The organism is Kitasatospora sp. NPDC058162 (genome assembly GCF_042884005.1).
Taxonomy (GTDB): domain Bacteria; phylum Actinomycetota; class Actinomycetes; order Streptomycetales; family Streptomycetaceae; genus Kitasatospora.
This window is the reverse complement of the sequence record NZ_JBHVUS010000045.1, coordinates 1-24,385: the sequence shown is the minus strand read 5'-3', so window position 1 is coordinate 24,385 and position 24,385 is coordinate 1. Positions and strand designations below refer to the sequence as shown.

General features: G+C 75.2%; 20 protein-coding genes. 2 read left to right on the top strand and 18 right to left on the bottom strand.

The window, feature by feature from the left end:
- Positions 1-32: 32 nt before the first annotated feature.
- The 13 genes from ACFVXG_RS41200 to ACFVXG_RS41140 all read right to left on the bottom strand — a co-directional run bounded on the left by ACFVXG_RS41200 (position 33) and on the right by ACFVXG_RS41140 (position 16,502).
- Positions 33-344: a PAAR domain-containing protein gene (locus tag ACFVXG_RS41200; protein WP_387935541.1), complete on the bottom strand. Its 312-nt coding sequence runs from the start codon at positions 342-344 to the stop codon at positions 33-35.
- 64 nt (positions 345-408) lie between these two features.
- Positions 409-2,187, bottom strand: a complete 1,779-nt coding sequence (locus tag ACFVXG_RS41195; protein ID WP_387935539.1) for a VgrG-related protein — start codon at positions 2,185-2,187, stop codon at positions 409-411.
- The gene (locus ACFVXG_RS41190; protein ID WP_387935538.1) at positions 2,184-2,906 is read right to left on the bottom strand and encodes a LysM peptidoglycan-binding domain-containing protein; all 723 of its coding nucleotides are present in this window, start codon (positions 2,904-2,906) and stop codon (positions 2,184-2,186) included. The genes ACFVXG_RS41195 and ACFVXG_RS41190 overlap by 4 nt, the downstream gene beginning before the upstream one ends.
- 48 nt (positions 2,907-2,954) lie before the next feature.
- Positions 2,955-3,380, bottom strand: coding sequence for a phage tail protein (locus ACFVXG_RS41185; protein WP_387935536.1), 426 nt, complete (start codon positions 3,378-3,380; stop codon positions 2,955-2,957).
- Between the two features lie 79 nt (positions 3,381-3,459).
- Positions 3,460-3,837, bottom strand: coding sequence for a hypothetical protein (locus ACFVXG_RS41180; protein WP_387935534.1), 378 nt, complete (start codon positions 3,835-3,837; stop codon positions 3,460-3,462).
- Positions 3,838-6,647: 2,810 nt separating this feature from the next.
- A complete protein-coding gene (locus tag ACFVXG_RS41175; RefSeq protein WP_387935532.1) occupies positions 6,648-6,806 on the bottom strand; it encodes a DUF6760 family protein in 159 nt (52 codons plus the stop codon).
- Positions 6,803-7,291, bottom strand: a complete 489-nt coding sequence (locus tag ACFVXG_RS41170) for a hypothetical protein (protein ID WP_350509414.1) — start codon at positions 7,289-7,291, stop codon at positions 6,803-6,805. Before ACFVXG_RS41170 ends, ACFVXG_RS41175 begins: the two co-directional genes overlap by 4 nt.
- Positions 7,288-7,728: a phage tail protein gene (locus tag ACFVXG_RS41165; protein ID WP_350509413.1), complete on the bottom strand. Its 441-nt coding sequence runs from the start codon at positions 7,726-7,728 to the stop codon at positions 7,288-7,290. Before ACFVXG_RS41165 ends, ACFVXG_RS41170 begins: the two co-directional genes overlap by 4 nt.
- A 69-nt stretch (positions 7,729-7,797) precedes the next feature.
- Complete coding sequence (locus tag ACFVXG_RS41160) at positions 7,798-9,354, bottom strand: phage tail sheath family protein (protein ID WP_387935530.1); 1,557 nt, start codon at positions 9,352-9,354, stop codon at positions 7,798-7,800.
- 182 nt (positions 9,355-9,536) lie between these two features.
- Positions 9,537-11,624: an ATP-binding protein gene (locus ACFVXG_RS41155; protein ID WP_387935528.1), complete on the bottom strand. Its 2,088-nt coding sequence runs from the start codon at positions 11,622-11,624 to the stop codon at positions 9,537-9,539.
- On the bottom strand, positions 11,621-12,331 hold the full coding sequence (locus ACFVXG_RS41150; protein WP_387935526.1) for a DUF4255 domain-containing protein: 711 nt from the start codon (positions 12,329-12,331) through the stop codon (positions 11,621-11,623). The genes ACFVXG_RS41155 and ACFVXG_RS41150 overlap by 4 nt, the downstream gene beginning before the upstream one ends.
- Positions 12,328-15,573, bottom strand: coding sequence for a hypothetical protein (locus ACFVXG_RS41145; RefSeq protein WP_387935524.1), 3,246 nt, complete (start codon positions 15,571-15,573; stop codon positions 12,328-12,330). Before ACFVXG_RS41145 ends, ACFVXG_RS41150 begins: the two co-directional genes overlap by 4 nt.
- Positions 15,574-15,758: 185 nt before the next feature.
- Complete coding sequence (locus ACFVXG_RS41140) at positions 15,759-16,502, bottom strand: LuxR C-terminal-related transcriptional regulator (RefSeq protein ID WP_387935522.1); 744 nt, start codon at positions 16,500-16,502, stop codon at positions 15,759-15,761.
- Positions 16,503-16,741: 239 nt separating this feature from the next.
- Between ACFVXG_RS41140 and ACFVXG_RS41135 the strand changes: the two genes are divergently transcribed.
- Both ACFVXG_RS41135 and ACFVXG_RS41130 read left to right on the top strand, forming a co-directional pair.
- Positions 16,742-18,181, top strand: coding sequence for a hydrolytic protein (locus tag ACFVXG_RS41135; RefSeq protein ID WP_387935521.1), 1,440 nt, complete (start codon positions 16,742-16,744; stop codon positions 18,179-18,181).
- A gap of 439 nt (positions 18,182-18,620) precedes the next feature.
- A complete protein-coding gene (locus ACFVXG_RS41130) occupies positions 18,621-19,940 on the top strand; it encodes a DUF4157 domain-containing protein (RefSeq protein WP_387935519.1) in 1,320 nt (439 codons plus the stop codon).
- Between the two features lie 70 nt (positions 19,941-20,010).
- On the opposite strand, the gene ACFVXG_RS41125 is transcribed toward ACFVXG_RS41130, so the two are convergent.
- The 5 genes from ACFVXG_RS41125 to ACFVXG_RS41105 are packed head-to-tail and all read right to left on the bottom strand — an operon-like array spanning position 20,011 to position 24,194.
- Positions 20,011-20,583 (bottom strand): hypothetical protein, encoded by a 573-nt coding sequence (locus tag ACFVXG_RS41125; RefSeq protein ID WP_387935517.1) that lies wholly within the window; start codon positions 20,581-20,583, stop codon positions 20,011-20,013.
- Positions 20,580-21,971 carry a hypothetical protein gene (locus ACFVXG_RS41120; RefSeq protein ID WP_387935515.1) on the bottom strand — a complete coding sequence of 464 codons (1,392 nt, stop codon included), beginning with the start codon at positions 21,969-21,971 and terminating at the stop codon, positions 20,580-20,582. The genes ACFVXG_RS41125 and ACFVXG_RS41120 overlap by 4 nt, the downstream gene beginning before the upstream one ends.
- Positions 21,968-22,777 carry an ATP-binding cassette domain-containing protein gene (locus tag ACFVXG_RS41115; protein ID WP_387935513.1) on the bottom strand — a complete coding sequence of 270 codons (810 nt, stop codon included), beginning with the start codon at positions 22,775-22,777 and terminating at the stop codon, positions 21,968-21,970. The genes ACFVXG_RS41120 and ACFVXG_RS41115 overlap by 4 nt, the downstream gene beginning before the upstream one ends.
- Positions 22,778-22,809: 32 nt before the next feature.
- A complete protein-coding gene (locus ACFVXG_RS41110; protein WP_387935512.1) occupies positions 22,810-23,637 on the bottom strand; it encodes a zf-HC2 domain-containing protein in 828 nt (275 codons plus the stop codon).
- A complete protein-coding gene (locus ACFVXG_RS41105; protein WP_387935510.1) occupies positions 23,634-24,194 on the bottom strand; it encodes an RNA polymerase sigma factor in 561 nt (186 codons plus the stop codon). The genes ACFVXG_RS41110 and ACFVXG_RS41105 overlap by 4 nt, the downstream gene beginning before the upstream one ends.
- Positions 24,195-24,385 lie beyond the last annotated feature (191 nt).

Below are 24,385 nucleotides of genomic sequence, written 5' to 3'. Positions count from 1 at the left end.
CGTACTCCGCCCGCTCGCGCCGCTCATGCCGCTCATATCGCTCCGCCGATCAGCACGTTGAACGCCCCGGCGACGATGGTGGCGCCGCAGGTCGTCTTGTCGCCCATCCGGGCCGCCGGCAGGCCGCCGATCAGCACCACCCCCCGGGTCACCCCGCCGAGTTGGGGCTCGACGAGGTTGGCCGGGCCCATCTCCACGTGCGGGACGCAGGCGTGCACGGTGCCGGCCACGGCGGCGGGCCGGCCGCCGATCAGCACCGTCGCGACCTTGAGGGCACCCGGCGGCGGGGTGGTGAGGGCGCCGCCGTGGTCGGTCGGATCGCCGGTCCGGGCTGCGGGGGGCATGTACGGTCTCCATTTCCGATGGCGCCCTGACGGGCACGCGCCTGCTGTCGTACTTGATGATCCGTCAATTGATCCGCACGAAGGCCCCCTTGAGGACGGCCTCGGCCCCGCCGTCCACGGTAACGGCCGTCGTGCCACGAACGGTCACCGAGCCGCCGCGCACGTTCACTTCACCGGTGCCCGCGTCCAGGGTGATGCCGGAGGGGGTCAGCCGGACGGTGCTGCCCGCGCCGCCGACCCCGCCGTGCACGGTCAGCACGATCTCGCCGTGCTGCTGGTCCAGGCGGACCTCCAGCTTCCCGTCCCCGCTGGCCAGCCGGACCCCCGAGCTGCCGCCCGGCACGTCCAGCAGCTCCAGCCGGTGCCCCGAACGGGACACCACGGAACGGCGGTTGACCTTGCCGGCGGTCGCGTCGACCAGCGGCACGTCGTGCGGCGAGGGCCGGTCCACGCCGTTGTAGAGGCCGCCCAGCACATAGGGGCTGTCCAAGTCCCCCTGCTCGAAGCCCACCAGGACCTCGTCGTTGACCTCCGGACTGACCACACCACCGCCGCCGTGGCCGCCCCACTGCACGGTGCGCACCCAGTCGGAGACGTAACTGTCGTCCAGCCAGGGGAACTTCAGCCGCACCCAGCCGCGCTGCCCGTCGCCCGGCTCGCGGACGTCGGTGACCACGGCGACGGCCAGGCCCGGCATCCGCGGCCCGCGCGGCGGCGCGTTGCCGCCGGTCGCCAGCCCGGCCAGCGAGCGGTCCGGCGAGGCGCTGACCACCACCGTGGTGCGGTAGCCGCGGAACGGCTCCAGCAGGTGGCGCACCCCGGTGGCGGTGTAGCGGCCGGAGAAGGCCGCGCCGACGTTCCCCAGCGCGACCGCGACGCCCGCCCGCAGCCGCGGGTTGCCCTCGGCCACCACCTCCAGCTCGCCGAAGCCCGCGGCCACCGAGGAGGCCAGCGAGCGGGCCACGGCGGCGGTCTCCGCCTGGGTGCGGTACGGGGTGTCGGCGACGGTCAGCCGGGCCTGCCCGGGGAAGGCCGAGGCCACCACCGAGGGGCTCAGCCCCGGCAGCACGGTCGTCGAGGCCACCGACGGCTCGGTGGCGACCAGGGCGCTCTTGGTGGTCACGTTCCACCCGCGCGCCTCGACCGTGTCCGCGCCGGCCGCGCCGGTCAGCACCCCGCGCAGCTCCAGCAGGTTGCGCCCGTACTCCAGCACCAGCGGGTTCTGCGGCGCGGGCGTGGCCGGGGCCGGCGCCGAGGAGGCGGGCTGCGGCCGGACGAACTCCAGCTTCCCGTCGTCGTCCACCCGCACCTGCGCACCGCTCTCCTGCGCCAGGAACTGCAGGAACTCCCAGTCCGGGACGTTCGCCTGGGACAGCTGCTGGTGCACCACCGGGAAGGAGTCGACCCGCCCGCAGGCCAGGCCCGCGCCCGCGGCGACCTCGCGGACGATGTCGGCGGTGGTCATGTTCCGGAAGGCCTTCACCCGGCGCCCGCGCATCAGCCGGTGGGTCACCGCCGCCGCCCGCACCACCGTGTACGAGCCCGTGGTGTCCACCTCCAGCTCCAGCGCCGTCACCTCCCCGGTGAACAGCCGCGCCCGGGTGTTGCCCTGCACCGTCACCACGGAGACCCGCAGCTCGGTGCCGATGGTGATCCCGGTCGCGGCGAGGAAGGTGTGGTCCGCGTCCCGGAAGCTCAGCACCGCCGTGTCCGGCAGGCCGACGCTCTCCTCGATGTCGCAGGACACCAGCTGCGCCGCCCACACCGGCGGCAGCGGCCCCGGCGCCTCGACGACGGGATCCGCGGCGAACGGCCGGCCGCCCCGGGCCTCGGGGGTGGTCATGCCGCACCGCCCCGGGTGAGCTCGTCGATGCCCGGCACGATCAGCTCCGCGCCCGGGACCAGCACCAGCGGATCGTCGATGTCGTTCGCCTCCGCGATCGTGCGCCAGGCCGTCGCGTCCCCGTACGCCCGCCAGGCCAGCAGCGGCAGGCTGTCGCCCGCGATCACCCGGTGGGTGCTGCGGGCCTCCGGGGAGCCGGAGGTCGGGTTCTGCCCGGCCGGGTCGACGCTCGCCTCGTCGATGGAGAGCGAGCAGACCGCGCGCAGCGGATTGCCGTTCACGTCGAAGAGCGTGTAGGTGACCGACAGACTGGTCAGCACCCCGTTGAACGAGGTCGTCTTGAGTGCCCCCCAGTCCAGCCGGATCCACGGGCTGGCCGGGGTCTTGCGCGCCAGGCTCGCCGGGGTGGGCACGCACGCCGTCATCAGCTGCGCCACCGCCCGCTCCACCGAGTCGTCGTGGGTCGACGTCGAGTCCAGGAACACGTCCAGGGACAGCGACCGCGGGCCGCTGCCGACGAACTCCGGCAGCGCCGACTGGCCGGCCATCCGGGACGGCGTGCGCCGCCACTCGGTGGTCTTGCGCAGCACCAGGGTCGCCGGGTTGAACTTGAGCGAGAGCAGCGCGATCTCACCACCGGGCTGGGCACCGACCGTGGACGGCGGCTCCATGATGGTCAGTTGGGCCCGGGTGACGCTCGCGGGGGCCGCCGAGGACATCCTGCTGCTCCTTGGGTGGGGGGGGTGAGAACGGGGGGCGGGGAGGGCTCAGGACGGGCGCAGGCCCGCGTGGGCGATCTCCAGGGACTCCATCGCCGGCTGGGAGCTCGACGGGTCGAAGGACGGCCCCTCCCACCGCACCGGGACGATCCCGAGCACCTGCCAGCCCGCGATGCGGGTCAGGTCCGGGCGCAGCGCCACGATCTCGCCGTTCTTCGGTTCGACCTTCCGCACGATCTCGTCCAGCCACCGGGCGATCTTGGCGGTGTCCGCGGTGACCGCGCGGCTCAGCGTGATGTTCGTCCAGGTGATCCGGCCCGGCAGTTGCCAGGCGAAACCGTTGTTGCCGCCCTCCGCGTACTGCTCGATCTCGACCTGCGCGCCGAGCCCCGAACAGGTGGTGAACTCGCCCAGGTCGGTGCCGCCGATGGTCAGGCTGAAGAACACACTGCTCGCGAAGATGTTGTCGGTCATCGGCCCCGCCTCCTGCTGTGCTGCTCACGGTCAACGTCGATCCGGTCCTCCGGCGGCCGTCCTGCGCCGGTCCCCGCGCTCAACGGCGCAGGTCGTACGGCTTCCCGGCCCGCTCCCGGCCCCTGCGCAACTCCGTGCGCAGCAACCGTCCGACCGGTTCGACCAGGCGCCGGGCCAGTTCGTCCAGGTCGGCGGGCGCGGCGTGGTCCGGCTTGTCCTCACCCTCGGCCGCCGCGGCGCCCCCGGACGGCTGGTGCCCACCGGCCGTCCGGTGGGCGCCGGGCTGACCGGCGCTCGACGGGGCCGCCTGCACGGTGGTCGGCCGACGCGCCGGGACGGCGGTCAACGGCACCCCCACCAGCCCCGCCTGCTCGGCCACCCGCTGGAGCACCTGCGCCGTACCTGACGCGGACCGCTGGAGCGGCTGCTGCGGGGACGGTGCCGAGGGGGCACTCATCACGGCCTGCCCGGGCGCCACGGCCCGGGTCAGGATCGGCGACAGGGCCGCGGGTGGCTGCGCCTGCGGCGACGCCCCGGGCGCGGCCGGCAGTCGCTGGAGCGACCGGACCACGGGCAGCGCGGGAGGTGCGGGCGGTACGGGGGGTGCGGGCGGTGCGGCCTGCGCGGGCGTCCTGACCGGGGCGGGCGCGGCCGACCCCGGTGGCGACAACTCGTATGCTGCCGAAGGCCATTGAGCCCGCTGGACGAACGTCGAAGGCGCTCCGGACGGGTGCGCGGACGCCCTCGGGAGCAGCTGGATCCCCGGAGGCGCCGGCCGGACCACGGGCAGTGACGGGGCAGACCTCCCGACGGACCGTGCCGACGGGCCGACCCCAGGGCGGCCCGGGTGACCGGCGAACGAATCGGCGAACGACTCGGCGACGGAGGGGCGTTGAGAAGCCGAAGGGCTGTGGCCGCCACCCTGCGGCCGCCACGTCCCAGGCATCGCGTCGCGAGGACGTCCGGGCTGGACGGGCGAGGGACGGTCGGCGGGGGCACCCGCGGTCGGGGCGGCACCGCCGGGCGCCGAACTCCCCTGCACTGAGCGGCGATCGACCGGCGACCGGCCGCCCCCGCGTTCCACCGAACGCCGGGAGCGCAACCGCTGCACGGCAGCCACCACCCCGCGCCCGACTCCCCCACCGGACGAACGGCCCACCACCGCAGCGGCACCGCGGACCTGCGACACCGGCTGCGCTGCGGCAGACCGGCCGCCCCCGGGGCTCGGCCGGCGATCGGGGGCAGCGGTCACCCCTCGACCACTGCCAGGCTTCGGAGACGGCGCGGCAGCTTGCGCGTCCTCCGTACGGCCCACCGGCGAGGCGGGCCAGACCGCCGGGACTACCAGCGGGGCGGCGGGCACCGGGCCGGTGCCCGCACGAGTACCGGCGCCCCCGACGAAGGGCGCAGACGGTGTCGGGAGGGCGACCGCCATCGGGCGCTCGCCGATCAACCCGCGCCTCGGGGCGGCGGGTCGGACGGCCCGCTGCACGTCCAGGCCTCCACCGGCCGGACGCGCGGGAACCACTGGCGCATCCACCGGAACAACCGGCTGCGGCCTCGCGCCCGAAGTGCGTGCGCTCTCCGAATGTCCGTCAGTTTTACTCAACTGCAAGGAGGTTGGCTCGGTCGAGCCCGTCCCTTCGACGACGGCCGGTCCACTCCGTCCGCCACCCGCCACGGGAGCCCCGGCACCTCGTCGGATCCGCCGCCGCCCGCCGGGCGACGGCACGGCAGGGCCCGCCGCTGCGGCCGTCGGCGGCAGGGCGTCGAGGGGGGCGCCCAGACCCGAGCGCGTACGAGCCGGGGCCTGGGCCGGTTCGGGCCGCACCCGAGAAGCTGGTTCGGTGTTCGACAACGACGACGAGGGCGTGCGCTGGACGGATGCAGATGCGGATGCGCCGCCGACGGGCCCAGGCCCGGAGACACGCGTTCCGCGCTCACCGCTCCCGCGTTCGCCGCTCGCAGGCTCCCCGCCGCCGGTGGACCCGGCCTCGGCGCGGACCACCGGCATGGCCGACGACCCCGAGGCAGGCTCAGCAACCCGGGGCCCGGAAGCGGTGACGGGTACGGCACTCGCGGGCAGCCCGGTCAAGGGCGCACCGAGCACCGGCCGGGCCGGTGCATCACCACGCGGCGCGGCCGCACGCTGGACCACGGCATCGGCGGCACCGATCGGGCCCGACGACGCCGGCCGGGCCGCGGAATCGGCGCGCTCGGGCACCTGCCCACCGCCGGCCGACTCCTCGGCCACCGCGACGGGCTGCGGCTCCTCCGCACCCCGACTCGACGACGCCTCTCCGACGACGCCCGACGGCGTCCCGCCCCGCCCCGGCACGGCCGCCACCGGCCGCAGGGGCAGCAGCCGGGGCCGCCGCGCGACGGTCAGCGGCACGCTGACGGCCCGCGGTCGCACCGCGCGCTGAACGGCCGGACCTGCCGCACCACTCCGCCCTGGCACCCCGTGCTGCGCCGTACCGGACTCGGGCGCCTCGCTGCTGGTCGCACGACCCGCCACGCCGGCGGGCGTGTCCGCAACTGCCGCCCCGGAAGGAGCAGTTGCCGCGCCCGACTCCGGGACAGCACCCTCGGACGCACCCGGCACCGCGGCCCCGGCCCGCCGGTCAGCACGCTGAACAGCCGGACCTGCCGCACCACCCCGCCGTGCCTCCCCGGAAGGAGCGGCTGCCGCACCCGACTCCGGGACAGCACCATCAGGCGTACCCGCAACCGCCACCCCGGCCCGCCGGTCGGCACCACCCGTACGCGCCCCGGACCGCACGGGCAACTTCCTTAGCCGGACGGACCGTTGGACGGGCCGAGCCCGCCGACGCTCCACCTGTTCCACCGGCTCCGGCGCTTCCGACGGTCCCTCCTCCGCCGCCACCACCGGGGGCCGCAGGACGAGCGCGTCCCCGCCCCCGGCGGCCACGGACGGAGTGCCCGGCACCGCGACCGCCCGCAGGATGCCCGCCGGGGCGGAGGGCAGCACGGCGTGGCCGAGCGGGCCGCTCAGCGTCGGGTCCTGCCAGGAGGCGAGCCGGGAGCGGAACGCCAGTCCGTCGCTGACCCCGCGCGGCGACGCCCCGGCCAGGGTCGGGACCAGCGGCGTCACCGCGCGCCAGCCCCCGCCCCCGACCGCCGGACGCGGACGCGCGGCCCCGACAGCAGCGGCAGCAGCGCCAGCACCGGCAACCGATTCAGCACCCGAATCAGCCCCGGCCCCGCCCCGCCGCCGCCCGATCCAGTCCCGCAGCCCCACCCGGCTCACCCACCCTCGCTGACACGGGAGTTGAGCCGCGCGACTTCGCGCACCCATTGCCCGCGCTCGTGGTGGGTCAGGTCCAGCAGGTCCTCGCGGGACCAGTGGAGGTGGTAGGCGATGTACGCGATCTCCTCGTACAGCCGAGCAGGCGCGTACGTCACGATTCCCCCAGGCGCCCACCGGCGAGGTCGACCTCGAAGGCGCCGTCGCAGTGCGGGCAGGTCACGGCGGCGCGCGTGTGGCCTTCGCTGTTGATCCGCTGGTAGAGGTCCTGGAGGAAGGCGACGTCGGTGGCGTACATCCGCTCGACGACGCCGGTGTGCACGTCGGTGAGTTCGCCGAGCCTGGTGATCACGTGGCTGAGCAGCACCACGCTGAGGTAGGCCGGGTTCTCCTTGACCCGCAGGTCGATCTGCGGCATCAGTTCGTCGCGGGCGGTGGCCAGGCGCATTGCGCCGTGGCGGTGCACGGTGCCCTCGTCGTCGACGTAGCCGAGCGGCAGCTCGAACTCGAACTCGGTGTGCGGGGACTGCCGCCGGGGCGGCCCGGCCGTTCCCGCCTGCCCCGGGGCCTGCTGCTGCGGCGCGGGGTTCTGCGGGGCCGGGGCGCCTTCCAGCAGTTCCTCAAGGCCGATCTTCCGCCTCACTCGACCCGGATCTCCTCGAACACGATGGTCACCGTCTCGGTCGCGGCGCTGGACTCGCCCGCGCTGAGCGTGGGGCCCTCCCAGCGGCTCGCCCAGGCGTTGGTGAGCTGGATGCGGCGCAGGGTGGCGCCGGTGGTGTCCTTGACCTCAATGGTGAGGTTCTGCCGGGCGGTGTTGATCGCCCCGTTGTTGAGGGTCTCCTTGATCCAGTCCGTGAACGCGCCGCTCTTGTCCAGGCCGCGGGTGATGGTCACCTCGCCGGGCAGTCGGGCGCCGGGCTGCTTGCGGACGATCAGCTTGCCCTCTTGGGTCACCTGCTTGTACTCGACGACGTCCTGTTCGACCGTCAGGTTGCTGATCTCCTTGACGGACTCGACGTTGTAGCCGCCGAGTTGGACGCCGAATATGTGTGTGGAGAGCGGATCGCCTTCAGCCATGGCGTGCTGTCACCTTCCGATGCGTATCGACAGTGGGGCCTACGTGTGGGTCGACAGTGGTGCCGCGGCTCACTCGTCGAGGAGGCTGGTGCTGTCGGAGAACTGGGCCAGCCGGAACACCACGAACTCGGCCGGCTTCACCGGGGAGACGCCGATCTCGCAGATGACCTGCCCGAGGTCGATGGACTCGGGCGGGTTGTTGTCGCGGTCGCACTTGACGTAGAACGCCTCGGCCGCGGTCTGGCCGAACAGCGCCCCGCGCCGCCACTCCTCGGTGAGGAAGGCGGTGATGTTCCGTCGGATGCTGGACCACAGCCGGTCGTCGTTGGGCTCGAAGACCACCCACTGGGTCCCCAGGAGGATGGACTCCTCCAGGTAGTTGAAGAGCCGGCGCACGTTGAGGTAGCGCCAGGCCGGGTCGGAGGAGAGGGTGCGGGCGCCCCAGATCCGGATGCCGCGGCCGGGGAACGCCCGGACGCAGTTGACGCCGATCGGGTTGAGCAGGTCCTGCTCGCCCTTGCTGAGCCGCAGTTCCAGGTCGACGGCGCCGCGGATGACCTCGTTGGCCGGCGCCTTGTGCACTCCGCGCTCGGCGTCGCTGCGCGCCCACACCCCGGCCGCGTGGCCGCTCGGCGGGACCAGCGCGTTGCGCCCGGTGGCCGGGTCGAAGACCTTGATCCACGGGTAGTAGAGGGCGGCGTAGCGGGAGTCGTACCCGGCCTCCTCCTGGCGCCAGGTGCGCATCCGCTGGGCGTTGAGTCCGGGCGGCGGGTCCAGGACGGCGATCCGGTCGCCCATCTGCTCGCAGTGCGAGATCACCGCGAGCTGGACGGTGCGCAGGCCCTCGTCGTCGAGGTCGCCGCGCTGGTAGGCGCTCATCAGGTCGGGCACCGCGACCATGGTGATCTCGTCGATCGCCTCCAGGCCGGAGAAGCCGGTGCGGGCGGCCGCGTCGCCGACGTACTCGGCCGGGTCCAGCCGGCTGCCGGCGGCCACCACCGGGCCGGTCGCGGGAGCGGGCGCCGGGGCGGCGGCGAGCGCGTGGGTGCGGCGCTCGGGGCGGCCCGGCGCGGCGCCGGGCTGCTCGGCGACGGCGACCAGCTTGGACTCGCGCAGCTGGGTGACGACGTAGCCCTTGGTGTTCTTCCGGGTGGAGACGTCGTAGCTCTCGACGACCTCGGCGCCCCGGCGGACGATCAGCCGGAACCGGTCGTCGGGAACGTTCTCGCCCTCGGCGTCGGCGACCTCGACGGACACCTCGCCGCCCGCACCGGGCAGCGCGGAGACCAGGAAGCCGCCGATCTCGGCCGGCGGGGCCGCCGCCACGGCGGGCGCGGGCGCGCCGCCGGGGGCCTGCCGCGCCGGGTCGCCGATCCGTACGACGTAGGCGGAGCCGCCGCCGTTGGCGAAGAACCCGTACACCGAGTGCGCCAGGTAGGTGCCCTCGGTGAACCCGCCGAACCGCTGGACGTACTGGTCCCAGTTGGTGACCAGCGTGGGCTCGTGGAAGGGTCCGCTGCCGGCGAAGCCGACGAAGGCGGCGACGGCCGTGCCGACACCCTCGATCGGCCGGGCACCGGACTGCACCTCCTCCACGTACACGCCCGGGGTCAGGTACGACGGCATACGCGCTCCTTCAGATCACCGGTGGTTCTGCGTCATTCGCCCCCGAGTCTCCGCCCCCGACCGCGCCCCGGGACATGTCCCCGGGGTCAAGATCGGGGGCAGCGACGCTGCCCCGGCGGGCACGGCCGGGTGCGCCCTGCGGCCCCGCGGCCCCGCCGGGTCGGTCAGACCGCCGGGTCGGGTCAGACCTTCCCCAGCCACGGCCCGAACTCGCTCTCCAGCACCAGCCGGCCGAGCTTGCGGTACTCCCCGACCACCGCGGCGACCAGCTGCGCCATGCCCAGCGGGGTGCCCGCCCCGGCGGCCAGGTAGGCCGCGGAGACGGCGCAGGCCCGGATGGAGCCGCCGGTGAGCTCGAAGTGCCGGGCGCAGTAGTCCAGGTCGAGGTCCTCGCCGCGGGGCAGGACGGGCCCCAGGCAGCGGTCCCAGAGCAGCCGCCGCTGCGCCTCGTCGGGCAGCGGGAACTCGGCGATGACGTCCAGTCGGCGGGTGAACGCCTCGTCGAGGTTGGCGCGCAGGTTGGTGGTGAGCAGCGCGATCCCGTCGAAGGACTCCATCCGCTGGAGCAGGTAGGCGGTCTCCACGTTGGCGTGGCGGTCGTGGGCGTCCTTGACCTGGGCGCGCTTGCCGAACAGCGCGTCCGCCTCGTCGAACAGCAGGACGCCGTTGACCTGGGCGGCCTCGGTGAAGATCCGTTCCAGGTTCTTCTCGGTCTCGCCGATGTACTTGTCCACCACGGTGGAGAGGTCCACCACGTACAGCTCCATGCCGAGTTCGGCCGCGACCACCTCGGCCGACATGGTCTTCCCGGTGCCCGACTCCCCGGCGAACAGGGCGATCACCCCGTTGCCGCGGCCGCCGCCCGGCCGCATCCGCCACTGCCCGAGCACCTGCTCGCGGTGGCGGGCCCGCAGCACCAGTTCGCGCAGCCGGCCGGCGGTGGGGGCGGGCAGCACCAGGTCGGACCAGCCGACCGCGGGCTCGATCCGGCGGGCGAGGCGGGCCAGCCCGGCGGCGTTCTGCGCCCGGACGGCGGCCCGCAGGTCCTCGGCGCCCACCGGGCGCCGCTCGGCGGCGGCGGTCCGGGCGGCCACGGCGGCGGCCCGCTCCAGCTTCTCCCGGTCCATCCGGTAGGCGGCCACCGTCTCGGCCAGCCCGTCGGTCAGCTCCGCGCCCAGCGGGGTCCCGGTGGCGGCCAGCGCGCGGGCCCACTGCCCGGCGCGGCCGTGGGCGTCCGGCGGCGGGGCGGTGACCACCACGGGGCTCTCCCGCGACCAGGCCGGGTCCCACACCCGGGGGCCGTGCACGATCAGCGGGAGGGCGGCGAGTTCGGCGCACAGCTCGCGCAACAGCGCGGCCCGCTCGGGCCGTTCGGGTTCCAGCCGGTCCAGCGGTCCGAGCACCACCCCGCCCCCGCCGAGCCGGGCCTCGCGGGCGAGCACCCGGACGGTGGGCCCCGGCGGGCGGGCGGCCAGCGCGGCGGCGTCGACGACCAGGGGCGGGCGGCCGTCGGCGGCGAGGGCGGCCACCGCCAGCGGGCCGGCGTGCCCGTCCCGGTCCAGCAGGTACACCGGTCCGCCGCCCGCCGCCGTCGCGGCCGCGCGCAGGCGCTCGACGGTCTCCTTCGCACCTCCGGGGTCGGCGGCCGGGTCGGCGCGGCGGGCCAGGCCGGCGAGGGCGTCGTCCGGTGCGTCCTCGCCGAGCAGGTGGGCCGTCACCCGGTCCGGCACCCGCAGGGTGCGGGAGAGCAGCGGACGGTCCGGCTCGGTGAGCTCCAGCAGGCCGCCGGCGATCAGCGGGGCCCGCGCGGCGAAGCGGAAGCGGCCGGCCCCGGCCCCGGGCAGTCCGCACAGTTCGAGGGCCAGGCCGACGGTCGCCCGGCGGCGGGTCAGGTCGTCGTTGAGGTAGCCGTAGAGCTGCTCGAAGCGGCTGTCGAGGTCGGGGGCGAGGGCGACCAGCAGCAGGTCCAGGTCCACCGGGAGCAGCCCGAAGGCGGCGCCGAGGCGGGCCAGCCGGGAGCCGGTCGGCGGTGGGGGTGCGTCGTCAACTGCCGTACCGGTGTACCCGGTTGCGGCGGCGGAGGCCAGGATCCGCTCGACCGCCTCCGGGCCGAGGTACTGGCCGCGGTACGGGTCGTCCGGGTCCGGGTCCTCGGCCCGGCGGTCGCGCACCGCGCTGCGGACCCGCTGCTCGACCCGGTGCAGCCGCTCCCACAGGTGGTCCCGGCCGGGCGGCGCGCCGTTCAGCACCGCCACGGGGTCCGGGCTCATCGGGTCCCGCCCCGGGGCCGGCGGCCGGGCGGCAGCGTGCGGTCGCGGGGCGCGGCGAAGCCGTCCGGTCCGGGGTCCGTGGCGCCGCGGTAGCGCAGCCGGCGGCCGGGGCCGTCGGGCGGCGGCGCCGCGTCCCGGCTGGTGTCGGTGGTGTGCACCACCAGCCCCTCGGTGACGGGCGGTCCGGCGGGGCTGAGCGCGCCGGTCAGCGGGGCGAGCAGCCGCAGGTCGATCGAGGGCCGCAGTTCCCCGCCGAGCGCGGACCAGACGTCGGAGACCGACGGCAGGCCGGTGTCGCGGCCGGCGATGTCCAGGCCGACGGTGAGTCCGAGCCGGGCGAGCGTCCCGGTGAGCACCCGGGCGGGCAGCGCGTCGACGGCGGTCAGGCACTGCAACACCTCGGCCAGCAGCCGGTGTTCGTCCTGCGGGCGGTTGGTCCAGACGGTGACCAGGTAGGCCAGTTCGAACCAGCGGGGCGCGGCCCGGTGGCCGACCACCACACCCTCGGCGTCGTGCTCGGCGACGGCGCCGGCCTGCCGGCGGCCGGTGTCCTCGCGGATGCCGTAGAGGAACACGCTGACCGTCGGCGCGGTGCGCCGGGCCGCCAGCTCGCGGGTGGGCGCGTCGAAGACCACCTCGACGCCGCGCTCCGGCAGTCCGGCTTCGGCGAGCAGCAGCCGCAGCGCCTCGTCGACCTCGTGGATCACCGCCGCTCCACCTCCCCCGGCGGGCCGATGGTGCCCTCGACGACCAGGAAGGGGGTGGTGACCGGGGAGAACCCGGGGCCGGCGGCGGTGATGGTGCGCGGGCCGGTCTCGTCCTTGGTGAGGATCAGCAGCTGGCCCGCGAAGGTCCCGTCGGCCTTGGGGTGGGTGGGCGCGGCCGCGGCGGTGATGCCCGGCTGCCAGGTGAAGCGGACGGGTACGCCGGGCGGGAAGTCCACGCCGCGCACCGAGGTCACGAAGCCGGGCTTGCCGATCGCCGGCACCGCGACGATCCGGGGCTGGAGGATGCGCAGCGGGGTGCTCGCCCGGTGCGGTCCGGGGGCGGCGTCGGTGCCGGTGGTGGTCAGTTCGGCGGTGATGGTGGTGTCCAGCGGCGCCACCGGCGAGAGCACCACCCGGACCACCTGGCTGCGCCCCGGGCGCAGGTCGGCCAGGTCGCAGCCGCCGGCCCGGCAGCCGGGCGGCAGGGCCTCGGTGGGCACGCCGGCGGGCAGGCCGAGGGTGAGCCGCAGGCCGGTGGCGAGGGCCTGGCCGGTGTTGCGCACGGTGTAGCTGACGGTCACGTGGCCGCCGACGTAGCCGGGGTTCGGCTGGGCGTCGACCGCGACGCCGGGGCCGGCCTGCGGCGGCGCGGGGGCCGGCGGCGGGGGCGGCGGAGCGGGGGTGGGCGTGCTGCTCGGGGTGGTCGGGGTGGGTGTCGGGCTGGGCGAGGCGGTGGCGGTCGGGCTCGGGGTGGGCGTCGGCGAGGGGCTCGGCGCGTCCAGGACGGGCAGCACGGTCTCGGCGGAGTCGTTCTCGGGGTTCGGGTCGACGACCGCCCCGGTGACGCTCCAGCCGAACGGCTGGTCACCGGTGCGGGTGCCGATCAGGGTGGCGGTCACCCGTACCTGTGCGCCGGGTGCCAGGGTGCCGAGTTCGCAGCGCAGCGCGGCGGCGTCGCACTGCCCGACGGGCGTGGTCAGCCCGCCGAGCCGGGCGCCGCCCGGTACCGAGGCGGTGAGGACGGTGCCGGGCGAGGGCGCGGGGCCGTTGTTGGTGACGGTGACGGTGACGTCGGTGCCGCCGTCGACCTGCACGGCGGGGGTGCGCGGCGGCGCGCTCAGCGACAGGTGGACGGACTGCTGGACGGCCGGTTCCTTCTGCCGTCCGGGCAGCCGCCGGTCCAGCGGGGTGAGCGTGCCGCTCGCGAGGTCGTAAGTACCGAGCCCCTCAGGGGAGTTCGGCGGCAGGGCCCGGCGGGAGGTGAGCACCAGCCGGGCGCCGTTCGGCGTCCAGGCGGCGTCGCGCGGCTGGTACGGGCCGGTGGCGGAGGTGTCGGGCAGCGGGCGGGTGCAGGCGCCCTTGTCGTCGCGCAGCCCGGCGGGCAGCAGCACCGTGCAGTCGGTGCCGGTGGGCGAGGTGACCAGCAGGCCGTCCTGCCGGTTGTTGCCGCCGTCGCCGGCCTTGCGGTTGAAGGCGATGCGCTTGCCGTCGGGCGAGAACACCGGGCTGTCGTCGATGACGTTGCAGCTGCCGGGGCAGGCCGCCCGGCTGAGGTCGCGCTGCCGGGTGAGGTCGTCGGCGGCGACGGTCCAGATGTGCAGGTTGCCGGCGTTGCCGTTGACCACGGCCGTCCGGGAGAAGGCGATCAGCTTGCCGTCGGGGGACCAGAACGGCTCGCCGTCGGAGGCGCCCGGCTGGTCGGCGGGCGGCTGGACGGTGCCGACGATCGCGCCGGTGGCCACCTGGGCGATCAGCAGCCGGCCGGGGCGGGCCGGGTTCTGCCCGGCCGCCGGGGCGCTGCGGCTGAACACGATCAGCCTGCCGTCCGGGGAGAGCGAGGGGTCGGTGTCCCGGTCGGTGGGGCCGCGGCCGGCCAGGTTCATCGGGTGCGGGTTCGAGCCGTCGGCGTCGGCCTGCCAGATCCGCTGGATCCGCCCGGCCGGGGAGTCCTCGTAGCGGGTCACCACGAGCTGCCGGCCGTCGGGCGTGTAGGTCTGCCGCTCGTACCAGGGGTCGTAGCCGGGGCGGGGGTGGAAGAGCGGGTCGGCGCCCGGGTCGGGGTTGGTGTTGGTGTCGGCGGCCGGGTCCTCGGTGAGCACGCTGATGCCGAGGTCGCGCGGGTCGGTGCCGTCCTGGTGGACGTCCTGGACGTCGGCGGTGTTGGCGGTGGCGGCGCTGGTCTGCTCGACCACCGGGCCGCCCTCGGCCTGGGTGCCGAGCCAGGTCGGGGTCGAGATCAACCGGTTGGTGCGGTAGAGGAGTTGGGGGTCGGTGCAGTCGCAGGTCGGGGCCCGGTAGAGGTTCACCACGGGCGGCTGGTTCGGGTCGGGCTGCGGCGTGGGGGGCGGGGAGGCGAGCTGGTCGGCGCTCAGGAAGAGGACGCCGCTGCCGTCGGCCAGCCAGGAGGCCGAGCCGGTGCGCCAGGTGGAGCCGGTACCGGGGAAGAACGCCTTGTCGCCGCCGGTCGGCGAGGTGAGGATCAGGGTCCGGCCCTTGTCGCCCTGGTCCCAGGTGTAGACGATCTGGTTGCGGTGCGCGTCGTCGTTCACCGGGTTCCAGGTCGGGTCGACGGCGTCGCCGCTGGTCACGTTGGTGACCTTGACGGGCGCGCCGCCGGTGAACGGCCGCAGGTAGACCTGGAGGTGTGCGCCGTCGCCGTTGCAGGCGTACGCGACCCATTGGCCGTCGGGAGAGACCGTCGGGTGGGTCTCGTCGGCGGCGCCGTCGGTGATCCGGCGCAGCCCGGTGCCGTCCCGGTTGACCGCCCACAGCACGTGCTGGGTGCCGCCGCCGGCGGTGGGCTCCAGCGCCTCGAAGACGACGCCCTTGCCGTCCGGGGCGAGCGCGGGGTGGGCGGTGTCCATGCCGTTGGTGAGCCGGCGCACCGCTCCGCTCGCCTCGCGCAGGTAGACCTGGGGCAGCGGGCCGTCCCGCAGGCTGGTGAAGACCAGCTCGCCGCCGCGGGCCGAGGGGTCCTGGTCGAAGTGGATCGGGCCGGGCCCGAACAGCGGGGTGCTGGAGGCCGCGCCGGTCACCCGGCCGAGGCCGCGGTGGTTGGTGCCGGCGTAGACGACGCGTCCGGCGGCCGGGTCCTCGGCGGTGACGGCCGGGGCCGCCCGGCCGCTCGGCGCGACGGGGGCTGAGCCCAGGGTCAGCACGGCGGTCGCCAGCGCGAGCAGCACCGCGGCGGCGGCCCGGGCCGGCCGCCGGACGGGGCGGGGGGTGGCGGTGGCGCCGATCACGCTCGACCTCACAGGATGGCAGGGGCGGTCTCCCCCGCAGTCTCACCGGCCCGGGCGCCCGGGAACAGGGCCCGGGCACCCGAGCCGGGGGTAACGGCCGGTGTCCGCAAAGGGCAGGACGCCGCGGTCGCGGGCGGCGGGGACGTCCGTCCGCGTCGCGATGATCCTGCTCCTCAGGACCCCTGTCAGATCAGGCCGCGCCGCATGGCGTACCCCACCGCGTGCGCCCGGTTGCGCAGGCCCAGCCGGGTGATGATCTCGTGCAGCACGTTCTTGACGGTGCGTTCCGAGTACGAGGTCTTGGCCGCGATCTCGCTGGTGTCGAAGCCCTCGGCGACCAGCCGCAGCATCTCCGCCTCCCGGGCCGTCAGGGTGGACAGGGTGAGGCCGCGCCCGTCGAGCATGGTGCGCTGGAGCGTCCCGATCCGGTCGAGCAGTTCGCCGAGCAGGTCCCCGGGCATCACGCCCTCGCCGTTGGCCAGGGCGGTGATGAGGTGCACCAGCCGGTCCTGGTCGGCCTCCGAGCGGCGCAGCACGGCGGCGACCCCGTGCTCCACGATGGTCTGCAGCCCGCCGGCCTCGAACTGGCCGACCACCAGGCCGATCCGGCCCGAGGTGGCGAGCCGCAGCCGGCGCAGGTGGTCGGCGACCGCCTCGGTCAGGGCGTCGACGACCAGCAGCGAGACCTCCGCCCGGCCCGCGTCGGCCTCGCTGAGCAGCTCCACCTCGGGCCGCTGGCGCAGCTGTTGGACCACCCCGGTCTGCAGGATGAGGTCCTCGGCGTACACCGCCACGGGTATCTGGGTCGGCCGCCCGCGCCCCTGGACCGGGACCCGCGCCCCGGCCGGGCGGGGGGTCACGGACGGCGGTGTCGCCGGCGTCCGGCGGGTGGTGACGGCTTCCCCTCGGGTTGCCTCGATCGACGTCATCGGAACACTCCATTCTCCTGCGGTCCTGCGGCTGTTGCGGCCCGGCGCCGTCGCGCCGGGCCGGTCGTGGGCCCCGTGGTGGGCCCGGTGGTGGGTCCGGTGTGGTCTGGTGGGGGCGCTGCGCGGTAGGTCGCGGCGGCGCCGGGCAGGGTCGGTCCGTCCGTACGGGCAAGGGGTGTGCCCGTGCCTTGCCCGTACGGCCCTCTCCGCGGACGGTCCCCCGGACCTACCGTCACGCCATGACCACATCCGCCGAACTCGGCCTGCCCGCGCTGACGGTGGCGCCCGGTGGCGTGGCCACCACGACCCTGACGGTGCGCAACGACCTCGACATCGTCGAGGCGTACACGCTGGAGGTGGTCGGCGACTGCGCCGCGTGGACGACGGTCGAGCCGGCCCGGGTCTCGCTCTTCCCGGGGACGTCCGAGACGGTGACGGTGCGCCTCGCCCCGCCGCGCTCCCCCGCCGCCCGGGCCGGGGAGTTCCCGCTCGGCATCCGGGTGCTGCCGACCGAGCGCCCCGAACTGGTGACGGTGCCGGAGACCACGGTCACCGTGACGCCGTTCCAGGAGTTGCAGGCCGCGCTCGCGCCCCGGCGTCGCCGCGGCTGGCTGCGCGGCCGCTACCGCACCTCGGTGCGCAACCTGGGCAACGCCCCGGGCACCGTGGTGCTCACCCCCGGGCAGGCCGGCGAGGAGCTGCGCTTCCGGGCCGCCCCGGAGCGGCTGCGGCTGGAGCCCGGCGAGTCCGGGGAGCTGCGGCTGCAGGCCCGTGCCCGCAAGCTGATCTGGTTCGGCAAGCAGGCCTCCTGGCCGTTCGAGGTCGCGGTGGGCCCCGAACCGGCCCCTGCGGGCAAGGCCCCCGACGCTGGGGGCAAGGACGGCGGGAGCAAGGACGGCAAGGCCACCGGCAGTGCCGCCGCGGGCGCCACCGCCGCTCCGGCGACCACTCCCGCACCCGCCCCCGCACCCGAAGCCACTCCCAGCGCCGCCCAACGCCCGGTGCTGGCGGGCGAGTTCATCCAGCTCCCGATCTTCCCCAAGTGGCTGCTGGCCCTCCTGGCGGCGCTGATCGCGCTGCTGCTGGCCTGGTTCGCCCTGGTCCGCCCGGCGGTGCGCAGCTCCGCCAAGCAGGCCGCCGAACAGGCCGTCGCCCAGCAGAGCGCCACCCCGGCACCGCCCGCCGGCACGCCCGGCGGCGCACCGAGCGCCCCCTCCGGCGGGAACCCCGGCGGGCAGAGCAAGCCGGGTGCCGGGCAGCCGAGCAGCGGCGGCCGCGCCCCCGGCCCGGGCCAGGCGGAGCCGGGCACCGGCCGGCAGAGCTCCGCGGCCATCGAGGTGCAGACCGGGGGCGGCGCCGCGAACGCCGGCAGCTACCAGGTGCCGCACGGCAAGGTCTTCGACATGACCGACCTCGTGATCGCCAACTTCCAGGGCGACCAGGGTGTCGTGATCATCACGGCCGGCCAGAAGGTGCTCAACACCATCGCTTTGGAGACCTTCCGCAACCAGGACTACCACTGGGTGACTCCCATTCAGGTCCCCGAGGACCAGGCTGTGACGGCGAGCGTGACCTGCGAGTCCCCGGGCACTCCGGCCTCGGGCAAGCAGGCACCCACGTGCCACGAACTCCTCAACATCAGCGGGACGTTGAGCGATGTCGTCAAGCCGGGGAACTGAACCGATGGACAGCGTGACGCCTCCCGCTCCGGGTGCACCTTTCCGGGCCGACCGGACCGGAAAGGTGCACCCGATGCCCCAACGGTGTCAATGGGCCCCATCCGCCGGAATCGCCCCGCTCTCCTCCGTGATCTTCCCCTTCCCCATCTCCTCTCACAGCCCGTGACCATGTCAACACCGGATGACGGGCACCACCGCTTCGTACACCGACCGGAAACCCGTTCGAACCCCACCAATACGGGCCACGTGCCCTCCCGGGGAACCCTCGACTGCCCCGGCGGGGCAGCGGACCGTTCCCCCACGGACGACAGGATCTGCCCCCGAGGCCCTGCTGACGTCCCATCAGTACAGCAGTAGCTTTGCGCTGTTCCCACACCGGAGACGCCTTCGGCGCCGTATACGCACCGAATCGCCACAAGGCGGAAGGAATCCGACCACCGTGCGCGCTCATGAACCGGACCGACGGGCCGACCAGCGGGCCGACCGGGCCGACGCCGCCGCCCGCGCGGTGCGCCCGGGCCCGCGGCCCGGCGCGGCGCCCGGCACCGCCCTCGCCCTGCAACGGACCCTCGGCAACGCCGCGGTGACCCGCCTCGTCCTCCAGGCCCGGCACGGATCCGGCGGCCACGGCGGCCCCGGCTGTACGCACGGCGGGGCCGGGTCGGAGGAACTCCCGCTCCAGCGCTCCCTGGTGCCCCAGGTGCTGCGCTCCGCCGGCAAGCCGCTGGACGGGGTCACCCGCGGCGACATGGAGGCCCGCCTCGGCGCCGACTTCTCCGATGTACGGCTGCACACCGGCAGCACGGCCGCCGCCTCCGCCGCCGAGGTGGGCGCCCGCGCCTACACCTCCGGCAACCACGTGGTGCTCGGCGAGGGCGGCGGCGACCGGCACACCCTGGCGCACGAGCTCACCCACGTCATCCAGCAGCGCAACGGTCCGGTCGCCGGCACCGACCGCGGCGACGGCCTGCGGGTCTCCGACCCCTCCGACCGCTACGAACGCGAGGCGGAGGCCAACGCCGTCCGCGCCCTCGCCGCCCCGCTGCTCCGCGAGGAGGCGCCGCCCGGCCCCTCCGCCTCCCGGGCCGGGGCTGCGGTGCAGCGCATGCCCAAGCGGGACGCGGACACCGCCGAGGTCAGGGGGAGCAGCCCGCCCGCGGGCCGCAGCACCCGGTCCAGGGCCAAGGCGGCCAACCTCGACCTCAACCGGACCGTCCTGGAGTTCGAGTCGGGCTACGAGGGGCCGCCCACCCAGAAGATGCACGACGACCAGAGCATCGGCTTCTGGCAGGTCGCCCGGCTGAAGAACCCGGCGGGCGCCCCGCAGCGGGTCTCCACCAACTACCACTTCTGGCAGGAGGTCACCGACTCCAACGTCCAGATCGTGGAGGCGAAGAACGGTACCTTCGGCGAGCACGAGTCCCGGCGCGACTGGGTCCAGGACGGCCCCTACCGCCCGACCTACAGCAACGCCGTCATCAACGACGCCCAGAACCAGATCGAGTTCAACGACAACCCCGGCTTCTCCACCTCGGCGCGGATGACCTCCGGGTACTGGCTGAAGCAGTACAGCGTCTCGTTCCGCTGGAAGGTCGCCCGGAACACGGGCGCCTGGAACCGGAACGCGGCCGCCTGGACCAGCCCCGTGGTCACCCACTCCGTGTCGGCGGAGTTCGACCCCGAGCACCCCGACGAGGCCGTCCCGATCACCGTCCGCGAGGGCGGCAACCACACCTGGAACGTCGACCTGTCCTCGTAGGGACGACTCCCCGTAGAACGACGTGAGCACCGCCCGCGGGCGGTGCTCACCTGCTCGTCGTGACGGCCTCCTACCGCCGCGGTCCCGCCACGGCGTACGCGGCGGTGCCGACCGCCAGCAGCACCCACGCCGTCCCGGAGGACACCCTGGTGCTCGGGGAGAAGGTCATCCAGTGGAGCACCTCCCCCACGGTGCCGGGCGCGGGCGGGCTGAGCAGGGTGACCGCGAGCCAGCCGGTCACCGGGATCCAGCACAGGTGCGCCCCGAACAGCACCGCGCCGAGCGCGGCCAGGCCGGCCAGGCCCGCGGCGTCCCGGACCAGGAACCCGGTGGGGGCGGGATCGGCCCCCACCGCCCCGGCGACCAGCAGCGCCCCGCCGGCGACCGCGCCGATCAGCAGCACGTGCGCCGCCCGGCGGGGCACCCACCGGATCGCGGCCGTCCGCTCCAGCGCGGCGTCCTGCCCGCCGAGCCCGACGGAGGCGGCCGCCACGTTCACGGCGAGGACCAGGACCACCGTCACCAGCTCCATCGGGCCCGGGCCGCCGTGGTCGAAGACCCACGCCGCCAGGACGACCAGCAGGATGACGGCAGCGGAGGCGGGCACCTGCCGGGACCGCGCGTACAGGGTCAGCCACCTCATCGGGACGCCTCCCCGGTCAGCGGCGCCAGCTCGGTCCCGCAGGCCAGCGCGGCGGCCCGGACCTGGGCGATCCGCGAGCGCTGCTCGGCCTGCGGCAGGGCCTTCAACTTCTGCCAGGCGGCCTCGGCACCCGCCCACTCGCGCTGCGCGTACGGGTCGGCCTCCGGCGTCTGCAAGGGCTTCAGCTGCTGGTCGCCGAGCGCCCAGCTCGCCACGACGCTCTGCGCGGGGACAGCGTTCAGGCCCCCGCCCTCCCAGATGGTGCGCGGTCGGCAGTTCGGCGCCAGGCCCTGGGCGACCAGCAGCCGGGTCAGTTCCGCACCCGTCGCCCGGGCGATCAGCGGGTCGTCGAGGTCGACCAGCACCACGTCGGCGGCGAGCCGGCGGTCGTCGCCGACCGCGCGCAGCGCGGTCTCCTCCCGCACCGAGGCCGGCGCCTGGTCGCCCAGGACGTCGTGCAGCACGCGCAGCGCCTCCTTGCCGTACGGGGCGATCTCGGGCAGGCGCGCGCCGTTCACCCGTGTCACGCACACCGGGCCGTCGCAGACCGGGGCCGCGGCGGCCGCGTCGACGACGAAGGTGTCCCGCGGTTCGGCCGGCAGGACCAGCAGGGCCGCTGCCGCACCGGCCAGGACGGGAGCCAGCGCGAGCAGCCTGGTCCGCGGGGTCGAGGCCGTCAGCAGGGCGAAGCCGGTCCCGAGCAGGCCGAGGAACCAGAGCGTCTGCCCCAGGTCCACCGCCCCGGACAGGGTCAGCAGCAGCTCGCGCGGCATGTCGGTCACCGGCGACAGCTGGGAGAGCCGGTTGGGCGCCGCGCCCGACGGCAGTGCCGAGTCGGTGGTCTGCCGCAGGAACATCACCGCCATCAGGGAGGCGACCACCAGCAGCGGCGGGGTCAGCACCGAGGGCAGGACCCGCGCCACGCCCATGCCGAACACCGCGCCCGCCACCAGGGCCAGCACCGCGACCAGCGAGATCGGCAGCCAGCCCGCCGGCAGGTAGCCGGTGTCGCCGAGCGCCACCTGGCTGCCGCCCCACAGGACGAGCAGGCCGAAGCCCGACGCCAGCGCGAGGGCGAGCGCACCGGCGGGCAGCGCCGCGCGGCGCCAGGCCGGACTCGGCGTGCTCGCCAGCAGTTCGGCCATCCGCGAGCGGGAGTCGCGCAGCCCGTACACCGCCCCGAAGCCCACCGAGAGCGGCCACAGGTAGGCCAGCAGGGAACGCGTCGTCAGCGCCATCGACGTCCACTGCGAGGTCCACGCCGTGGTCCCCCGCCACCAGAGTCCTTCGATCGCGTACAGGACCGCCAGACTGCCGCCCAGGACGACCAGCGCGGCCCACGGGGCCACGGAGCGCCTCAGCTCGGTGCGCAGCACTCGCCCGTTCACCAGTTGCCCCCCTGCTGACCGGAGTTGCGCAGCAGCGCCGAGTAGCCGCGCTCCAGCGGGCTGTCGCCCGGGTGCTCGGTGCCGCCCGCCGCGGCCAGGTCCTCCGGGGTGCCCTGGAAGACCAGGCGCCCGTCGGCGAACAGCACCACGTCGGTGCAGGCCGCCGCGACGTCCTCGACCAGGTGGGTGGAGACGACCACGCAGGTGTCCCGGCCCAGTTCCTGCAGCAGCTCGCGGAAGCGCAGCCGCTGCGCCGGGTCCAGGCCCGCCGTCGGCTCGTCCAGCAGCAGCACCTCGGGGTCGTTGACGATCGCCTGGGCAATGCCGGCCCGCCGCACCATGCCGCCGGACAGGGTCTTCATCCGGTGGTCGGCGCGGTCCGCCAACCCCACCCGTTCGACGGCCCGTTGGACGGCCCCGGGGATGTCCGCCTTCGGCACCTCCTTCAGCCAGGCCATGTACTCGACGAACTCCCGCACCGTGAAGCGCTTGTAGTAGCCGAACTCCTGCGGCAGGTAGCCGATCCGGCGCCGCACCGCGCGCAGGTCGCCCAGCCCGCCCACCGGGGTGCCGAGCAGTTCCAGCTCGCCGCCGGCCGGACGCAGCACCGTTGCCAGTGCCCGGATCAGACTGGTCTTGCCCGCCCCGTTGGGCCCCAGCAGGCCGTGGGCGCCGAGGCCCAGGGAGAGGTCCAGCCCGTCGACGGCCAGTTTCTTGCGGCCCACCCGGACTCTCAGGTCACTGGCCCGGATCTCCCAGGCGTAGGTCTTCGGCGCGGTGTCGGCCGCGCTCGTCATGGGCGCCATGCGGTGGCCCCTTTCGAGGGTCGATGGTGGTGTCACAACGTCGAGAAGGCGTTCCGGCGGGCGATCACGGCGCCGACGCCCAGCAGGAGGAGGAGCGCCCAGGCCGGCAGCAGGCCCGGTTCCAGGGCGAGCCGCAGGACGGCGGGGTCACGTCCGGTGACCCCTGCGGGCACCAGAACGGCGGCGCCCCAGGCGGTCGCCAGAGCGGTCGCGGCGCGGGTCACGCCGATGACGCTGCCCAGTGCCAGGGCGGTCGAGGTGAAGGCCAGTGAGGGCAGCAGCCACTGCGCGGGCGTCATGGTCCCGGTCAGCCACCCCGTCAGCACGAGCCCGGGCACGACCACGGCGAGCACCGCCGTGGTGCGCCTGAGCAGCAGGGGCAGGCCCGCGCGGGCGGTCGAGGCCGTCAGCTCGTGCGCCGGGTCCAGGGCGCGCGACCACGCCGCGGCGACGCCGAACAGCGGCAGCACGGGCGCCAGCAGCGACACCGGCGAGGCGGTGCCGAAGGACGCCGACGGCGCGATCGCGTCCAGCACCAGCGCCACCAGGGTGACGGCGGCGGCCATGGCCAGCCACGGCCCCATCACCGGAGTCACCCAGGCCGACACCCACCACGGACGCCACCGCCGGACGGGCAGGCCTCCGGCCGCGTCCAACTGCGGCTCCAGGCCGGCCCGGACGGTGTCGAGCAGCGCGGCGACGTCGGGCGCCTCGACGGCCACCGAGGCCGCCAGGAGGCTCCGGCACGACGCGCAGGTCTCCAGGTGGGCCTCCAGGGCCCACACCGTGTCCGCGGCCATCGTCGCGTCACCCCGTGCGTAGGCGTCGATCAACCGCCTCGACGCGTGGTCCTCTCTCATCCCAGTGCCTCCCGCATCGCGATCCGGGCCCGTCGGGCGCGGGTCTTGACCGTGCCTTCGGGCAGTCTGAGCAGCACGGCCGTCTCCCGGACGGTCAGCCCGTCGAGCACCGTGGCCTGCAATACGTCTCGGAGTTCCGGCGCCAGGCGCCGCAGCGCGTCGCCCACGTCACCGCCGACCGTCCCGGCGAGCGCCTCCTCCTCCGCCCCGGGCACCACGGCCCGCTCGGCGGCGGCCACCGGCGGCTCGGCGTGGTGGGCCCGACGCCGGAACGCGTCGACCAGCCGGCGTGCCGCGATCGTCCACAGCCACCCGACGGCCGAACCGCCCACCGCGCTCCCGGCGAACGCGCCGGCCGCGCGCCACACCGCCAGAAAGGTCTCCTGCATGACCTCGGCGACGATCTGCTCGTCCGAGCAGCGACGGCGCAACCGCACCGCCAGCCACGGCGACGTCCGGCGGTACAGCTCGTCGAACGCCCCGCGGTCACCCCTGGCCACCAGGCGGAGGAGGCGTTCCTCGTCCAGCTCGTCCAGTGCTCTCCTGCGTGATCTCACACCAGCCAGACGCCCGATCCGGCGTGCAGGTTCTTCGCTGGGGGTGACCTGCGTCACAGTCGAGGGCTTCCATTCGGGAACATCTGCTCCGGAAATGCGAAAAGGCCCACCCGGTAACCCGGGTGGGCCTTTTCTGAATGATTGTTCGGCGGCGTCCTACTCTCCCACAGGGTCCCCCCTGCAGTACCATC